This window comes from Streptomyces sp. NPDC002643 (assembly GCF_053592555.1).
In genome coordinates, this window is record NZ_JBSFVY010000005.1 from 49,450 (window position 1) to 66,399 (window position 16,950).

Annotated in this window: 12 protein-coding genes; 7 read left to right on the forward strand and 5 right to left on the reverse strand. The window is 70.7% G+C overall.

All coding sequences use genetic code 11. From position 1 onward, the window contains the following. Positions 1–258 precede the first annotated feature (258 nt). On the forward strand, positions 259–2,538 hold the full coding sequence (locus tag ACWD4G_RS09210) for a M4 family metallopeptidase (RefSeq protein WP_451291793.1): 2,280 nt from the start codon (positions 259–261) through the stop codon (positions 2,536–2,538). A 60-nt stretch (positions 2,539–2,598) separates the two neighbouring features. Here ACWD4G_RS09210 and ACWD4G_RS09215 read toward each other — a convergent pair whose 3' ends face one another. Then, a complete protein-coding gene (locus tag ACWD4G_RS09215; RefSeq protein WP_451291795.1) occupies positions 2,599–4,899 on the reverse strand; it encodes an MMPL family transporter in 2,301 nt (766 codons plus the stop codon). Between the two features lie 146 nt (positions 4,900–5,045). Here ACWD4G_RS09215 and ACWD4G_RS09220 point away from each other — a divergent pair, with 146 nt between their 5' ends. Then, the gene (locus ACWD4G_RS09220) at positions 5,046–5,402 is read left to right on the forward strand and encodes a cupin domain-containing protein (RefSeq protein ID WP_451291797.1); all 357 of its coding nucleotides are present in this window, start codon (positions 5,046–5,048) and stop codon (positions 5,400–5,402) included. A gap of 143 nt (positions 5,403–5,545) precedes the next feature. Here the strand turns inward: ACWD4G_RS09220 and ACWD4G_RS09225 are convergent, their stop codons facing one another. Further along, entirely contained in the window at positions 5,546–6,616 is a 1,071-nt protein-coding gene (locus ACWD4G_RS09225) for a hypothetical protein (protein ID WP_451291799.1), read from the reverse strand. Positions 6,617–6,931: 315 nt separating this feature from the next. Between ACWD4G_RS09225 and ACWD4G_RS09230 the strand changes: the two genes are divergently transcribed. Continuing rightward, on the forward strand, positions 6,932–7,396 hold the full coding sequence (locus ACWD4G_RS09230) for an SRPBCC family protein (RefSeq protein ID WP_451291801.1): 465 nt from the start codon (positions 6,932–6,934) through the stop codon (positions 7,394–7,396). 55 nt (positions 7,397–7,451) lie between these two features. Here ACWD4G_RS09230 and ACWD4G_RS09235 read toward each other — a convergent pair whose 3' ends face one another. Further along, positions 7,452–8,963, reverse strand: coding sequence for a hypothetical protein (locus ACWD4G_RS09235; protein WP_451292284.1), 1,512 nt, complete (start codon positions 8,961–8,963; stop codon positions 7,452–7,454). A gap of 673 nt (positions 8,964–9,636) precedes the next feature. Continuing rightward, entirely contained in the window at positions 9,637–9,999 is a 363-nt protein-coding gene (locus ACWD4G_RS09240; RefSeq protein ID WP_451291803.1) for a hypothetical protein, read from the reverse strand. 204 nt (positions 10,000–10,203) lie between these two features. Between ACWD4G_RS09240 and ACWD4G_RS09245 the strand changes: the two genes are divergently transcribed. The 3 genes from ACWD4G_RS09245 to ACWD4G_RS09255 all read left to right on the forward strand — a co-directional run bounded on the left by ACWD4G_RS09245 (position 10,204) and on the right by ACWD4G_RS09255 (position 14,965). Continuing rightward, entirely contained in the window at positions 10,204–12,969 is a 2,766-nt protein-coding gene (locus ACWD4G_RS09245) for a SpoIIE family protein phosphatase (RefSeq protein ID WP_451291805.1), read from the forward strand. Positions 12,970–13,078: 109 nt separating this feature from the next. After that, complete coding sequence (locus ACWD4G_RS09250) at positions 13,079–13,966, forward strand: Gfo/Idh/MocA family protein (protein WP_451291807.1); 888 nt, start codon at positions 13,079–13,081, stop codon at positions 13,964–13,966. 213 nt (positions 13,967–14,179) lie between these two features. Further along, positions 14,180–14,965 carry a hypothetical protein gene (locus tag ACWD4G_RS09255; RefSeq protein ID WP_451291808.1) on the forward strand — a complete coding sequence of 262 codons (786 nt, stop codon included), beginning with the start codon at positions 14,180–14,182 and terminating at the stop codon, positions 14,963–14,965. Here ACWD4G_RS09255 and ACWD4G_RS09260 read toward each other — a convergent pair. Beyond that, positions 14,898–15,779 carry an alpha/beta hydrolase gene (locus ACWD4G_RS09260; RefSeq protein ID WP_451291810.1) on the reverse strand — a complete coding sequence of 294 codons (882 nt, stop codon included), beginning with the start codon at positions 15,777–15,779 and terminating at the stop codon, positions 14,898–14,900. The two genes, ACWD4G_RS09255 and ACWD4G_RS09260, sit on opposite strands and share 68 nt — an antisense overlap. Positions 15,780–15,953: 174 nt before the next feature. Between ACWD4G_RS09260 and ACWD4G_RS09265 the strand changes: the two genes are divergently transcribed. Next, entirely contained in the window at positions 15,954–16,919 is a 966-nt protein-coding gene (locus tag ACWD4G_RS09265) for a DUF1152 domain-containing protein (protein WP_451291812.1), read from the forward strand. Positions 16,920–16,950 lie beyond the last annotated feature (31 nt).

The window sequence follows — 16,950 nt, forward strand, 5'->3', positions numbered from 1 at the left end:
GCCACAACAGCGACGCCCGGTGGGCGCCCCCTCATTCCGGTGACCGCGGTTCAGTAATCGAACACTTTCCAGCCAAAGAATTGATATGCCCCTGACACGAGCAGCCCACGTCTGTCACTCTGTGCGCATTCCGCCGCACGGCGGTGCACGCGCACCCGCATTCGCAGTTCTCCCTGCACCACCCGGTGCCGACAACCGGGGCACCGGGTCCTTCGTACGGCCGCTCGTCCAACGTCGGTCGGCAGCAAAGGAGTTCGCGTGAGATCCACCCCCCACAGACGTACGACAGCCACGGCCGCGCTCGTCGCCGCGGCGGCGATGCTCGCCGTAGCGGTGCCCGGCGGTTCCGCGAGCGCCCGAGGCGACGGCGGCGAAGGCACCGCCCGTACCTCGGCCGCGAAGCCGGACCGCGGGTCGCTGCCCGCGAAGCTCACCCCCGCCCAGCGCGAGTCCCTGATCCGCACCGCCGAGAAGGCCACGGACAGGACCGCCGACCGCCTCGGCCTCGGTGGCCAGGAGGAGTTGCGGGTCCGGGACGTCGTCAAGGACGCCGACGGCACCGTGCACACCCGCTACGAACGCACCTTCGCCGGGCTGCCCGTGCTCGGCGGCGATCTGATCGTGCACGCGTCGAAGTCGGGCGCGGTCGAGAGCGTCACCCGGTCCTACAAGCCCCAGTTGAAGGTCGCGGACCTCAGCCCCGCCGTCACCAAGGCCGCCGCCGAGAAGCAGGCGCTGGCGGCGGCGAAGGAAGAGGGCTCCGAGAAGACCGAGGCGGACAGCAGCCGCAAGGTCGTCTGGGCCGCCAAGGGCACCCCGACGCTCGCCTACGAGACCGTGGTCAGCGGCTTCCAGCACGACGACACCCCGAGCGAACTGCACGTCATCACCGACGCGCAGACCGGCGAGAAGCTGTTCGAGTACGAGGGCGTCCACACCGGCACCGGCAACACCCTCTACAGCGGCACGGTCACCCTCGGCACCAGCCAGTCGGGGTCGACGTACACGCTGACCGACGCCGACCGGGGCAACCACCGTACGTACAACCTGAACCGGGGCTCCTCCGGGACGGGCACGCTGTTCAGCGGGTCCGACGACATCTGGGGCGACGGGACCGCCGCCAACCTGGAGACCGCCGGCGCCGACGCGCACTACGGTGCCGCGCTGACCTGGGACTACTACAAGAACGTGCACGGCCGCAACGGCCTGCGCAACGACGGGGTCGCCCCGTACAGCCGGGTGCACTACGGCAACAACTACGTCAACGCGTTCTGGCAGGACTCCTGCTTCTGCATGACGTACGGCGACGGGTCGGGCAACGCCAACCCGCTGACCTCGATCGACGTGGCCGCGCACGAGATGACCCACGGTCTGACCTCGGTCACCGCGGGCCTCAACTACAGCGGTGAGTCGGGCGGGTTGAACGAGGCGACCTCCGACATCTTCGCCGCCGCGGTCGAGTTCGCCGCCGGCAACGCCAGCGACGTCGGGGACTACCTGGTCGGCGAGAAGATCGACATCAACGGCGACGGCACCCCGCTGCGCTACATGGACAAGCCCAGCAAGGACGGCGCCTCGCGCGACTACTGGTCCTCCACGCTCGGCAACATCGACGTCCACTACTCCTCCGGCCCGGCCAACCACTGGTACTACCTGGCCTCCGAGGGCAGCGGCGCGAAGGTGGTCAACGGCGTCTCCTACGACTCGCCGACGTACGACTCGCTGCCGGTGACGCCGATCGGCCGGGAGGCGGCCGAGAAGATCTGGTTCCGGGCGCTCACCACGTACATGACGTCCACGACCAACTACGCGGGCGCCCGCACCGCCACCCTCCAGGCCGCCGCCGACCTGTACGGGCTCGGCTCGGTGACCTACAACAACGCCGCCAACGCCTGGGCCGCCATCAACGTCGGCTCCCGCATCCTCGACGGTGTGACGGTCATACCCCCGGCCGCCCAGTACTCCCTGATCGGCCAGGCCGTCACCCTCGACGTCCAGGCGTCCTCCACCAACGCCGGCGCCCTGTCGTACGCGGCGACCGGTCTGCCGGACGGGCTGTCCATCGACGCCACGACGGGTCGGATCTCGGGTACGCCGACCACGGCCGGGAACTGGACGCCGACGGTCACCGTGACGGACGCCGCCGGCGAGACGGGTACGGCGAGCTTCGCGTGGCGGGTGGACGAGGAGGGCAACCAGTCGGTCTTCGAGAACACCGCCGACTACCAGATCCCCGACAACGGCACCGTCGACTCCCCGATCAACGTCAACCGGGCCGGGGCCGCCTCCAGCGCGCTCAGCGTGGACGTGAACATCGTCCACACCTGGCGCGGTGACCTGGTCATCGACCTCGTCGCTCCGGACGGCACCGCCTACCGGCTGAAGAACGCGTCGTCGTCCGACTCGGCCGACGACGTGATCGAGACCTACACGGTGGACGCCTCCTCCGAAACGGCCGCCGGCACCTGGAACCTGCGCGTCCAGGACACGGCCAGCCTGGACACCGGGTACATCAACAGCTGGAAGCTGACCTTCTGAGCGGTCTCTGAACATGAGCAGTCTCTGAACAGGCGTCAACCGCCCTTTCAGTAAAGCGAGTCAGCCGCCGAGCGGTCGGTTCCGCCCCTGGGGGACCGGCCGCTCGGTCGTGTCGCCCCCGGCGTCGATGTGCGGCAGTACGCGGTCCAGCCAGTGCGGGGTCCACCAGGCGTGGCGGCCGAGGAGGGTCATCACGGCGGGGACCATGAGGAGGCGTACGACCGTGGCGTCGATGAGGACGCTGACGGCGAGACCCAGGCCGAGCATCTTGACCACGATGTTGTCGCTGACGATGAACGCGGCGAAGACGCTCACCATGATCAGGGCGGCGCAGGTGATGACCCGGGCGGTGATCTCCAGCGCGTGGGCCACGGAGGCGCGGGCGTCGCCGGTGCGCAGCCAGGCCTCGTGGACCCGGGAGAGCAGGAAGATCTCGTAGTCCATGCTGAGGCCGAAGATGATGGCGAACATCATCATCGGGACGTAACTCTCGATGGGCACCTTGCCGTTGACGCCCAGGGCGGGACCGCCCCAGCCCCATTGGAAGACGGCGACGACCACGCCGTACGAGGCGGCGATGGACAGCACGTTGAGGACGGCCGCCTTCACCGCGACCAGGATGCCCCGGAAGACCGCGAGGATGATCAGGAAGGCGAGGGCGACGACCACCGCGATGATGATGGGCAGTCGGCTCGACACGATGTCGCGGAAGTCGACCTGGGAGGCCGTGGTCCCGGTGACATAGCCCTCGGCCTTCGTGCCGGAGACCGAGGCGGGCAGGGTGTCGTCGACGAGACGGTTGACCAGGTCGGTGGTGTCGGCGTTCTGCGGGGACTCGGCGGAGTAGACCGTGCCGACCAGGACGTCCCCGTCCTGGGTGGGGGTCAGCGGGGTCACCGCGTACGCGCCGCTCACGTCGTTGAGGTTCTTCTGCGCGGTGCTCTGCAGGGACTGGCGGTCGGAGGACGGGACGGAGGTCTGGTCGATGACGACGGTGAGGGGCCCGTTGGAGCCGGGGCCGAAGGCGTCGGTCATCAGGTCGTAGGCGCGTCGGTCGGTGAAGGAGGTGGGGTCGGCGCCGTCGCCGATGTGGCCGAGCTGGATGGAGAAGACGGGGATCGCGAGGATCACCACGGTGGTGACACCGGCCGCCAGGAACCGCCAGGGGTGGTGTTCGACGCGCTGGGCGTAGCGGTGCCAGGTGCCGGTGATCTCCTCGCCCGCCTCGGCGCCGGTCTCGGCGATCGGCTCGCGGACGTGGTAGCGGTCGACGCGTCTGCCGATGAGGCCGAGCAGCGCGGGTACGAGGGTGAGGGCGCCGGCGATCGCGGAGACCACGGTGACTGCGGCGGCGACTCCCAGTTTGCCGATGAAGCTGACGCCGGACGCGTACAGTCCGGCGAGGGCGACGATGACCGTGCAGCCGGAGACAAGGACGGCGTGGCCGCTGGTCGAGGCGGCGCGTCCGGCCGCGTGCACCGGGTCGGCGCCGTCCATGAGGTTCTGCCGGTGACGGGTGATCAGGAACAGGGCGTAGTCGATGCCGACGCCGAGTCCGATCATCGTGGCCAGCGTCGGGGAGACGGTCGCGAAGGTGAACGCGCTGGCCAGCAGACCGAGACAGGCGAGACCGCCGATCACGCTCAGCAGTGCGGTGACCAGGGGCAGTCCGGCGGCGATGACACTGCCGAAGCCGATGAGGAGGACGACGATCGCGACGCCGAAACCGATCAGCTCGCTCACCCGGTCGTCGGGGGCGGGGCGGGCCAACTCGCCCAGCGGGCCGCCGTACTCGACCTCGGCACCGGCCGAGCGCAGCGGTTGCACCGCGTCGTCGACGCCGTCGAGATAGCTGTCCTCCAGGCTGGAGGGCTGCACGTCGAAGCGGATGGTGATGTAGGCCGTCTTCTGGTCGGAGGAGAGCGGCCCGACGTTCGGCTGCTTCGACTGGTCGGACTGGTCGGACTGGTCTGAGGACTGGGAGGACTGGGTGAGGGGGTTCTGGACTGACAGGACGTGCGGCAGTTTCTGCAGGTCGTCGACCGTGGTGGACATCTGGGAGCCGAGCTGGGTCAGGGGTTTGGCCTGGTCGTGCAGGACGATCTGGCTGCTGTAGCCGCCGGCCGCCGGATCGTGCTCCTTGAGGACATCGAGGCCCTGCTCCGACTGCACGCCCGGGAGGGAGAAGTTGTCGGAGTAGTCGCCGCCGAAGGAGCGGTTCAGGGTCTGCACTGCGGCGAGGACCACCAGCCAGACGACGATGACGATCACGAAGTGCCGTGCGCACCACTCGCCGAGCCGTCGCAGCCGCCCCGTCTCGGCCCTGCCCCCGCCTTCCCCACCGGAACGACCTGCGCGCATCGGCTCTCCCTCGGGAGCGATCTTCCGCACCCCATTAGACGGCCCTCACGCCACCCCGGCACCCCCGGCAACGAACGTCCCCCGGTTGGCGGCCCCGGCTTGACAGGCGGACGATGGAGGGGTGGGTCGGAACGGAAGGAGCCGTCATGCTGGAGATCAAGACGGTCGAGAAGCCGGACGAGCGGCGGGACTTCCCTCGGGGCCACCTCGAAGCCCTCCACCTCAGCGGGCTGGACTTCGCCGTGGCCACCTTCGAACCCGGCTGGCGCTGGTCGGAGTCCGTGGCCCCCATCGCGGGCACGGAGAGCTGCCAGGTCCACCACAACGGTTACGTCCTCAAGGGCCGTATGCACATCCGCATGGACGACGGCGGTGAGGGTGAAGTGGGCCCCGGTGACGTCTTCATGTGTCCGCCCGGACACGACGCATGGGTCCTGGGCGACGAGCAGTGCGTGGTGTTCGACTTCGCCGGGCCCATGGCGCAGGAGTACGCCAAGGCGTAGCACCGGAACCGCCCGGAGCCAGGGTGAGAGGGAGGCCCGAAGCCAGGGTGAGAGGGAGAGGAGGCGGGGGTGCGTACGCGCCCCCGCCTCCCCCCTGTCCGCTGCTCCGGTACGCCGGTCCGTCCGCCGCTGTGTCCGCGCGCTCAGATGCCGTCGCTCGACCGGAGGTTCTCCAGCGTCGAGTCGGTGTCGTTCTTCAACCACTCCACGACGTCGTCCACATCCGGCAAGGTCGTGTTGTCGTAGGTGGAGGCATAGCCGCTCCAGCTCATCTCGTACGTCATCCAGCCGTCGCGCACGGCGATGGTGGCCGCGCGGCTGCCGCTGGTGTCGTCGCCGGAGGTGGTGTCCTCGGTGACCACATACGCCTCGTCGCCGAAGCCGTCGATCTTCTCCACGTCGTAGTCCTCGTACCGCTGGTCGTACTCGGACCACAGGGCGGTGAACTCGGGTCCGGGGTCGGTCTTCTTGTGGAGGTCGACCTGGACCGAGAAGTACGCGTCGGAGAGGGTGGAGGCGGAGGATTTCTTCAGCGAGATGCTGCAGTAGCTCTGGTCGAGGGCCTCGTGTTCCAGGGCGTGGTCGAGGGGGTCCGAGTCCTCCTCCGGGTACTCGTCCTTGAACGAGGAGTAGTCGACCGAGGAGCAGAGTTCGCTCTTGGCCTGGTAGCCGCGCAGATCCGCCTCGGTGTCGTCGTTGCCCACGAGGAAGACTCCGCCGGCCCACGCGGCGGAGGCGATCACGGCGCCCAGTACGACCCACAGCACGGCGCGTCCGGCGCCGCCGCCGGTCGGGGGCGGGGCCATGGGGTAGAGGCCGGGCGGCTGGCCGTAGGGGTTCGGCTGCGCCGGTATCGGGGCGCCCGCGGCCGGGGGCCCGTAGCCCGCGTGTGACTGCGGGTAGGCGTAGGCGGCCGGCGCGGCGGGCTGGGCCTGGGCGGAGGCCGGCTGGGGTGTGGCCGCCCCCGGGAGCGCGGGCTGCGTCGGCGGCTGGGCCTGGGCGGGGGCGGGTGGTTGGGGCTGCGGGGCCGCCGGTGACGGGAGTTCGGCCTGGGTCGGGGTGGGGACCGGGGCCGGTGCGGGCTGGGCGGCGGGGGGCTGTTGCGGGGTCTGGCTCTCGGGGCCGGGCTGTGCGGGCGGCGGCCAGGCCGGGTTCGCCGGGGGCTGGTCCTGTGGCTGGGCATGGCCCGGGGCGCCGTCGGGGCGTTCGGTCATCGGTTTCTCCTCTTTCGTGATGCGTGGACTGGGGCGTGCGGCGGGCGCCCGGCGGGGTCGCCGACGAGGGCGGTGGGATCGCCGGCGAGGACGGCACGGTGGCGATTCGAACGCGTGGAGGAGAAATACCCTCGGCCGGAACCCTTCCATGCGGTCCCACGGGTCCCGGCCGGGACCAGTCGTCCCCACCCTCGCAGAGATCGACTCGAACTCACGTCCGTAGAACTACGGAGCCCGCTTACGCAATCCGTCGTGGCGGCCGGGGCGTCGGCCGTCGTGGGGCGGATGTCGGTACCCGGTGGTTTCATGAGAGGCATGACCAGCAGAAGTGTCGTCGTCGAGCGGCGGATCGCCGCCGCCCAGGGGCCGGTGTGGGAGGCCCTGACGGACCTCGGCGCCATGGAGCGGATGGTCGGCGGGGTGACGAGGGTCGAGGTCCTGTCGCAGGGGACCTTCGGGGTGGGCACCCGTTGGCGGGAGACCCGGCGGATGTTCGGCAAGGACGCCACCGAGGAGATGTGGGTGACCGAGAGCGAGCCGCCCGAACGCTATGTCGTCGAGGCCGAGTCGCACGGCAGTCACTATGTGTCGGAGTGGGATCTGCGGCCCGACGGCCCGACGCGGACCACCGTCCGGATGACCTTCTCGGCCACCTCCACCGGGGCCGTCGCCGGTCTGCTCGCCAAGGTCCTCGGCGGTCTCGGCGCCCGCTCGGTGAGCAGGGCCGTCGCCAAGGACCTCGACGACGTCGCCGCCTGGGTGGAGGGCCGCAGAAGCTGATCCGCCCCTGCCGGCCCTCCGTTCGCCGTCCCCGCGGGCGTCGGGAGACCTGGCCTCAGGAGTTCAGTCCGAAGCCGGTGGTCGTGTAGGCGCACTCCGTGTAGATGTAGCCGGACTCCAGTTTGGCGGTGTCGGAGGCCGGGCTGGAGCTGCCGCCCTTCGGCTTGTGCAGGAAGTACGTGGTGCCGACGGGCAGGCTGATCGTGCGCTGCGGGTAGTTCTTGTTCCCGTCGCACGGCTTGAAGTTGGGGTCGAGCGTGCTGCTCCAGTCGTAACTGGTGCAGCCGCCGCAGCCCTTGAGGCTGAAGCTGCCAGTGACGGGGCCGGTGTACATGACCTGGATGTCGTCCGGGCTGTCGTTCTTCACGGTGACCGTGATGCTGCCGCCGGAGCGGGTGGTGGGCAGCTTCTTGCCCGCCTCGGGCACCTCCTGGGCGACCTCGGCGGCGATCGCGATCTTCTTCGCCAGCGCGGTGTTCTTGTGGTTCTTGTTGGCGTCGACGAAGTCGTTCATCGAGGTCACCGCCTCGGCGAAGTCACCGTCCTTGTACTGGTCCACACCGCAGGTGTAGACGCCCTCGGAAGCGGACTTCTCGGCACGCGAGGCGTCGGCGGCGAGGGCGTCGGCCACACCCGCCTCGTCCCCGGGCAGCCCCTTGACCTGGGTGCCGAGCGTCTCCAGCTTGTCCACGGCGGTGCACGGGTCGTCGCCGCCCACGGCCTTGACCGCGCTGTCGACGGCCGCCTTGACGTCGGGCTCGACCTTCGCGGCCTGGTCCGAGTCGGGGAACGTGGTGAGCAGATCGCCGAACTGGTCCGTCCAGCCCTCCGTACCGCTCGCGAGTCCGTCGGAGGCGCACTCGTACAGGGAGGTGGCGAGCCGGTCGTCGGGCCAGCTGGTCAGGGAGCCGAGGTCGTCCTTGCTCACCTTGTCCGGCACGTCCCGCAGATACTCAAGGGGCTCTATGGCGTCGCAGTACTCCTGCTCCTCGTACGGGGCGCCGACCGTGGTGTAGAAGGTCTTCAGCCGGTCGGGGACCTGGTCCGCCGCACGGGAGTCGGGGTGGTCGCTGCTCAGCGCGTCGTACGCGTTCAGGGCTCGGTTGTAGTCGGACTCGGAGGTGTCGAAGGACTTGCCTCCGGCCGTCTTCACCAGTTCGTCGGCCTTGTCCAGCCGGTCCAGGAGCATCTCCTCGACGGCTTCCTTCCGCGCGCTCTCGTAGAGCAGACCGCCCACGACCGGGACACCGAGGAGCAGTACGCCGAGCAGCACCGCGAGCGGGGACCGGCCGGTCCACACCAGTCGGTGCCGTATGCCCAGCAGGGCGCCGTGGACGGCGACGAGGACCAGGAACAGTCCGTAGACGACAAGGGTCGTCCCCGAGATGCCGTCCGGGTCGGCCGGAAGCACCGTGAACAGCAGAATGCCGGTCGCCACCCAGCACACCAGCGTCAGCAGCGGCTTTCGGATGAGCGCGTAACCGAGGCCGAGACCACTGAGGTTGAGCAGCCCCACCCCGACGGCCCGCCACACGTCCACCGGGCCGGGCGGTGGTGCCGTCGGCATCGGAGGCATCACATAACTGTGACTCCAGCCGTCCTGGTCTCTGCTCGCGTACGGATCTCCGGACATGTCGGGTCCCCCCTCAACTGCACCCGCATACTTACGAATTGTCAGTGTACGGCCGAAACGAATGGTCGAACAGGCGATTCCGGTCGGCCCGCAGGGATCGATGACCATTCGTGACAACCACCGAAACGGCAGGTGGAACGGGTCGGTCCCGGAACGGTCGCGCACCGGAAGAGCCCGTCCGGCCACCGGGCGGGCCGCTCCGCGAACGGGGCTGTCCCGGACTCCTGGGACACGGCCTTCCCGGACTCCTGTTCGGAGTCCAGGACCCGGTACACGGAGGACGCCGTGAGCGTGACGGCGGTTGCGGTTCCCGGCGGCGTGAATCCGACCGGTGCGAGTGTGTGTGCGGTGGAGGAGGGACCGGGGCAGTGGTCCTTCGGTCGGGGGTGAGATCGTTCCGCGTCTGAAGCGGCGGAGCGGGACGGCACCGATGAGGACGAGTACGCCGCCGAGTGCGGCCGGCCACCACTGGGTTCCGGTCTCGGCGCGGTCGCCCGTGGCCGACCGGGAGCCGGAGCCGGGTTGGCCTGCGGCGGAGGTGACGTTCGCGGACGGGGTCCGCTGGTCGGTCACGGCCGCGCCGCCGTTGCCGTCGCCGCCGGCGTTGTCAGCGGCGTCTGCGTCGTTGTCGCCGTCCTGGCCGTTCTCGGCCGCCGCCGGGGGCCTGGTTGCCGACGTAGTCGTGGAAGTGCTCGCCTTGGTGCCCGTCCGCCCTGTGGGCCACCGTTCCGGCCGTCGTTCGGGTTCTCGATGCGGTGCAGGGTGCACTCGGCGAGCGGGTCGAGGCCGTCGGGGCGGTCGGCGACGCGGTCGCGAGTTGGCCGTCGACCTCGGCGCGCGCCGCTTCGGGCACCTCCGTCAACTCGGCGCCGGCGTCGGGGCAGTCGATGGTCCCGGCGGTGGAGGCGGTCCGCCGGTCGGTGGCGCCGGTCGGGCCGTCCTCGATGGATGCCGACGCCGCCGTGTTCAACCGTGTCGAAAATTCACAGCAACTTCTTGGGACGCGTTACGTCGTATGAGGTCACAGGGGTGGCGAGCGGCCCGCGAACGCGACGGGGCCGGTCCCCCGCCGCCGCATGGCCCCGGGACCGGTGCCGTGGGGGCCCGCCCACCGGGTGTCACAGGGTGTGACCCCCTCTCGCCTCCGGGCGCGGGGCAGTGTAGACATGGGCTCATGGTCCGTCTCCTGGGTCGATCTCGGAATCCGTCGACCCGTCGCCCCCACGGTCAGCGCGCGCAGGGCCGGGACGAGCGCGCCAGGCGGGTGTCCCCCGATCCGGGTGGCAAGGGCAGACACCTCCCCCTGCATCCGGTCGCGGGGGTGCGGTCGGCGCTGGGTGGGCGGAGCGTCGCCGGGCAGGTGTTCCTGCTCCAGGTCGTGATCGTGCTCGTGCTGGTCGTGTCGGCCGTGGTCGCCCTCGTTCTGCAGGTGCGCAGCGACAGCGCCAAGGAGGCGGAGAATCGTTCCCTCGCCGTGGCCGAGTCCTTCGCCGACGCGCCCGGCACCCGGGAGGCGCTGAGCGGCCCCGATCCGACGGCGGCGCTCCAGCCGAGCGCCGAGGCCGCCCGGGTCGGCTCCGGGGTGGACTTCATCGTCGTCATGAACACCGACGGCATCCGCTACACCCATCCCAAGCCGGACCGCATCGGCAAGAAGTTCGTCGGCACGATCGCCCCGGCGCTGGCCGGTGAGTCCTTCACCGAGCACGTGGACGGCACGCTCGGGCCGCTGGTGCAGGCCGTGGTGCCGATCGAGGACCCGGACGGCAAGGTCGTGGGCCTGGTCTCGGCCGGGATCACCACCGAGAACGTGGGCGGCGTCGCCGAGCGCCAGCTGCCCCTGCTGCTGGCCGCCGCGGCAGCCGCGCTCGCCCTGGCCACAGGCGGAACGGCGCTGGTCAGCAGGCGGCTGCTGCGGCAGACCCATGGCCTCGGCCCGTCCGAGATGACCCGCATGTACGAGCACCACGACGCCGTGCTGCACGCCGTGCGCGAGGGTGTGATCATCGTCGGCGGCGGGGGCCGGCTGCTGCTCGCCAACGACGAGGCGCACCGGCTGCTCGATCTGCCCGAGGACGCCGAGGGGCGGGAGGTCTCGGAGCTGCGCCTGGAACGGCCCATGGCGGAACTGCTGGAGTCGGGGCGGGTCGCCAATGACGAGGTGCATCTGGTGGGCGACCGGCTGCTCGCGGTCAACCAGCGGCCCACCGATCTGGCGGGCGAGCCGACCGGCAGCGTCGCCACGCTCCGCGACTCCACCGAACTGCGCGCCCTGTCCGGCCGGGCGGAGGCGGCCCGGGGGCGCCTCAAACTGCTGTACGACGCCGGGGTGGGCGTCGGCACCAGCCTGGACGTGACCCGTACCGCCGAGGAGCTGGCGGAGGTGGCGGTGCCCCGGTTCGCGGACTTCGTCACCGTGGATCTGACCCCGGCGGCGCTCAGCGGCGACGAACCGGCGTCGGCGACCACCCTGCGCCGCACGGCGTTCAGCGGTATCCGCAGGGACGCCCCGCTGTACAAGGTGGGCGAGGAGATCCTGCTGGTGGACTCCTCGCCGCAGGCCCGCAGCATCGACAGCGGCCACTCGATCCTGGAGACCGACCTGAGCAGGTCGCCGGGTTGGCGGGCGCAGGACCTCGAACGTTCGGCGCAGGTCGTCGAGTACGGCATCCACTCCCTGATCACCGTGCCGTTGCGGGTGGGCCCGCTGGTGATGGGCGTGGCGAACTTCTGGCGTTCGGAGAAGCCCGAGCCGTTCGACCGGGAGGAGGTGGCGCTCGCCGAGGAGTTGGTGGCCCGGGCCGCGGTCTCCATCGACAACGCCCGCCGCTACACGCGCGAGCACACCATGGCCGTGACGCTGCAGCGCAGTCTGCTGCCGCGCACCCTTCCCGAGCAGAGCGCCCTGGAGGTCGCCTACCGCTATCTGCCCGCGCAGGCCGGGGTCGGCGGCGACTGGTTCGACGTACTGCCGCTGTCGGGCAGCCGGGTCGCGGTCGTCGTCGGCGACGTGGTCGGGCACGGTCTGCACGCGGCGGCCACGATGGGGCGGCTGCGGACCGCCGTGCACAACTTCTCCGCGCTGGATCTGCCGCCGGACGAGATCCTGGGGCTGCTGGACGAGATGGTCAGCCGTATCGACCAGGACGAGGCGGCGGACGGCAGTGCCCCGATCACCGGTGCGACCTGTCTGTACGCGATCTACGACCCGGTGTCGCGGTGCTGCACCGTGGCCCGCGCCGGGCATCCGCCACCCGCCGTGGCCCGCCCGGACGGCACCGTCGACTTCCCGGACGTACCGGCGGGCCCGCCGCTCGGGCTCGGCGGGCTGCCGTTCGAAACGGCCGAGTTGGACCTGCCGGAGGGCAGCCGGCTGGTGCTGTACACGGACGGGCTGGTCGAAGACCGGGGCCGGGACATCGACGACGGTCTGGAGCTGCTGCGCACCGCGCTGGCCGGGTCCGACCCGTCGCCGCAGGGCACCTGTCAGGCCGTACTGGACGCGCTGCCGCCGAGCCGGGCCAGCGACGACATCGCGCTGATCGTCGCCCGCACCCGCGCCCTCGACAGCGGCCGTGTCGTCGAGTGGGACGTCCCCGACGACCCCGCGGCCGTGGCCCGGGCACGCGCCGACGCCACCCGGCAGCTGACCGAATGGGGCCTGGACGAGGCGGTGTTCACCACCGAGCTGATCCTCAGCGAACTGGTCACCAACGCCATCCGCTACGGCACCGGCCCGATCAAGGTGCGGCTGATCCACGACCGCCAGCTGATCTGCGAGGTCACCGACGGCAGCCACACCTCGCCCCATCTGCGGTACGCCGCCACGACCGACGAGGGCGGGCGCGGGCTGTATCTGATCGCCCAGCTCACCCAGCGCTGGGGCACCCGCTACTCCCCCACCGGCAAGACCATCTGGACGGAACAGACACTGTCCTGATCAACACAGACACTGTCCTGATCGATGACGGACAGAACCTTTAGGGACACCGATCGGAAAGTGTCCCGAGGACATCGGGAACCACCACTGGTGAGGAGACGACCGCGGCATGCGTATCGGACTGCTGGGAACCGGGCCGTGGGCCGACATGGCCTACGCCCCCGCGCTCATCGCGCACGAGGAGCTGGACTTCGCCGGGGTGTGGGGCCGGCGCCCGGAAGCGGCGAAGGCACTGGCCGACCGGCACGGCGGGGTGCCGGTGTACGAGGACGTGGACGCGCTGATCGCCGATGTGGACGCGGTCGCCGTGGCGCTGCCGCCCGCGATCCAGGCGCCGCTCGCGGTACGCGCCGCGCGGGCGGGCCGTCATCTGCTGCTCGACAAGCCGCTCTCGCTGGACGTCGAGGACGGCCGGGCGGTCGTCGAGGCGGCCGAGGAGGCGGGGGTGGCCTCCGTGGTGTTCTTCACGGCCCGTTTCCAGAGGGAGATCGAGGCGTGGATCGGCCAACAGACCGCCGCCGGGGGCTGGTTCACGGGGCGCGCGGAGTGGCTGGGTTCGCTGTTCGACGGGGACAGCGACAGCCCGTTCGCGGACTCGCCGTGGCGGCGGGAGAAGGGCGGACTGTGGGATGTGGGCCCGCATGCCCTGTCCGTACTGCTGCCGGTCCTCGGTGATGTGGAGCGGGTGACCGCCGCCGTGCGCGGCCCGGCGGACACGGTGCATCTGGTCCTGCGCCACGCGGGTGGGGCGTCGAGCACGGTCACGCTCAGCCTGACCGCGCCGCCCGCTGCTTCCGGCGCCACGGTCGAGTTGCGCGGCCGTACCGGCGCGACCGTGCTGCCGTCGTCCGCCGAGGGTGCCGTCGAAGCGCTCGGCCGGGCCGCCGGCGCGCTGGTGGAGGCCGCGCGCACCGGTCGCCCGCATCCGTGCGACGCGGCGTTCGCACTGCGGGTGACGGAGGTACTGGCGGCGGCGGAAGGGAAGTTGGGCGGCTGAGGGTCCAACTCGTCGCCGGGCTGGGGTGAATGGCGCCCAGCTCGCGGCCGTGCTCGGCTGAGCCGCGGCCAACTCACAGCCGTGTTCGGGTTTGCGTTCGGGCTCCTGCGGTCATCGTCCGATGGCGGGCACACCCTCGTACCGCGCACACCACGTCTCGCGTCGAGTGAACGTGTCGTCGTTCGCGTTCGGCGTTGCGGTGAGGAGGTGCTCGTGAGCCGAGACAGGATCGCCGCCGTGTCCCTGCGGGGCCGGCTGACGGCGGCACAGCGGGATCAGGACGGGCGTACGGTCATGCGGCTGCGCCTGGGGGTCGGGATCATCGGTGTTCTGCTCCCCCTGGCGCTGCCGGTCGTCAACTGGGTCGCGGCACGGCTCGACGGCCGCAGCGGGGACGATGCCTGGCCGGGGTCCATGAGCGGCGCGTACTACACCAGTTCGCGCGACATCTTCGTCGGCGCTCTGTGCGCGCTCGGAATCTTCCTGATCATCTACCGCTACAACACGATCAACGACGTCGTCGGCACCGTTGCTGGCTGCGGTGCCGTCGGTGTCGCCCTCTTCCCGACGTCGCCGCCGGGGGCGGATGCGAGCGAGTCACCGGTCGCGGTGCTCCATTTCGTGTTCGCCGTCGCGCTGTTGCTCGCGATGGCCGCGTTCTGTCTGCTGATGTACTGGGCGCCAGGCATCAAGGACCGCGCCTATGTGCGTGGCCCCTATCTGGCCGCCGGTGTCCTGATCCTCGTCTTCCTGGGCCTGGCGGCCGTGGCGGCGGCCACCGGTGTCGGCGACGACTGGCTGATCACCCCGCTGTATCTGTGCGAGTGGCTGTCCGTCTGGTCCTTCGGTTTCGCCTGGACCGGCGCGGCGCTGTCCCTCGCCGCCGACATCGACCGGTTGTCGCGGACGCGGGCGGTCCTGGCCGCCGTGTTCAGGTGGCTGCGCTCTCCCGGGGGTCGCGGTGGCCCGGCGCAACCGCGCTCCCGCGAGGCGATCTGACCGCACCGGTATCGCCGGTGAGGAACGCGTCGAGGGTGGCGGTCAGTTCGGCCGGCTTCTCGACGGGGAGTTCATGACCGGCGTCCAGGACGCGCAGGACGGCGTTTGGGTGCGCCTTGGCGGTGCGGAGCATCTGGGAGAGGGGGAGCTGGATGTCGTGGTAGCCGTGCACGATCAGGGTGGGGGTGCTGATCTCGGGGACCCTGTCCAGGACGTCGAAGGCCCGCATGGCGCCGTAGAGGGTCATGACGACCTCGCGCGGTGTGGCCGCCGCGGCGCGGATATGCTCGCGGATCTCCTCGCGGGGGTGGCCCGGGGCGAAGGCGCGCTGGATGTTGGCGGCGACGAACAGCTTGTAAGGGACGCGAGTGGAGGCCGCCATGAGCAGGCCCCGGCCGCGGCTGTAGGTCATCCGGCTGATCGACCCGACCAGCACCATGCGGTCCACCCGGTCCGGGTGGGAGAGGGCGATGGTCTGGGCGATCATCCCGCCCATCGAGTGACCGACGAGGACGAACCGTTCGATCGTGAGATGGTCGACAAGCGCGAGGACGTCCTTCGCCAACTCCTCGATCGTGCGCACCCCGGCCCCGCTGCTCTCGCCATGGCCGCGCAGATCCAGCCGGATCACCCGACGCTTCGCGGCGAAGTACGCCAACTGGTGGTCCCAGCGCCGCCGGTTCGCCGTCCAGCCGTGGACGAACACCAGGGGCACACGGTCGCTGTCGTGGTGGGCCTCGCCGTCACGAAGATCCTCGCGGGGGCCCTCGTCGTCGTACACCAGGGTCGCGCCGTCGACGTCGAGCTGCGGCATGGGGGCCTCCTGGGATGAGGTGGGTCTGTCGGGCCTCGGTGCGGTCCGGCGCCGGCGGGCTGGTTACTGCCGGGTACGGTAACCGGCCGCTCGGGCCCGCGTCACCGTCGTACGCCGGGGAATTCCACCGGTGGCTGGGAGGAACGGCGTCGGCGTCCCTGCTAACTTCCCCCGGTGTACTCCCTCCAACAGCCCGCGCTGTTCACACGGTTGACCGAGGCCGAGCGGATCGTCGTCGCCGGGGCCGGTGGTGGCTTCGACGTGTACGCCGGACTCCCGCTGGCGTTCGCCCTGCGCTCGGCGGGCAAGCGGGTGCATCTCGCGAACCTGTCCTTCTCCGAGCTGCACGGTCTGAACCGCGAGGTGTGGGTGGCCGACGACGTCGCGGCCATCGCCCCCGACACGGTCACACGCGGCGGCTACTTCCCCGAGCACACCCTGGCCCGCTGGCTCGACCTGCATCGGATGCCCTCGACGGTGTACGCGTTCCCGCGCACGGGGGTCGCACCGCTGCGGGACGCCTACCGGGCGCTCATCGAACACGTTGGCGGGGTCGACGCCATCGTGCTGGTGGACGGTGGGACCGACATCCTGATGCGCGGCGACGAGCACGGGCTCGGCACACCGGAGGAGGACATGGCCACTCTGGGTGCCGTCGCCGGACTGGACGAGGTGCCGCAGCGGCTGGTGGCCTGCCTCGGCTTCGGCGTGGACGCCCACCACGGGGTCAACCACTCGCTGGTCCTGGAGAACCTGGCCGCGCTGGACCGCGCCGACGCCTATCTGGGCGCGTTCTCGCTGCCGCGCGACAGCCCCGAGGGCGCGCTGTATCTGGACGCGGTGGCGCATGCGCAGCACTGCACGCCGGACCACCCGAGCATCGTCAACGGTTCCGTCGCGGCGGCCGTACGCGGTGACTTCGGCGACGTGCACTTCAGTGAGCGGACACGGGGCGGCGAGTTGTTCATCAACCCGCTGATGGCGCTGTACTTCTGCGTGGACGCGGTGGGGCTGGCCCGCCGCAATCTCTATCTCGACCGGCTGGAGAACACCGCGCTCATGCGGCAGATCAGCTCGATCATCAACGAGTTCCGGGACGAGTTGCCCCGGCAGCGGCAGCCGAGGGCGTTCCCGCACTGATCACAGGCGGTGGCATGGGTCGGAGGCTGTG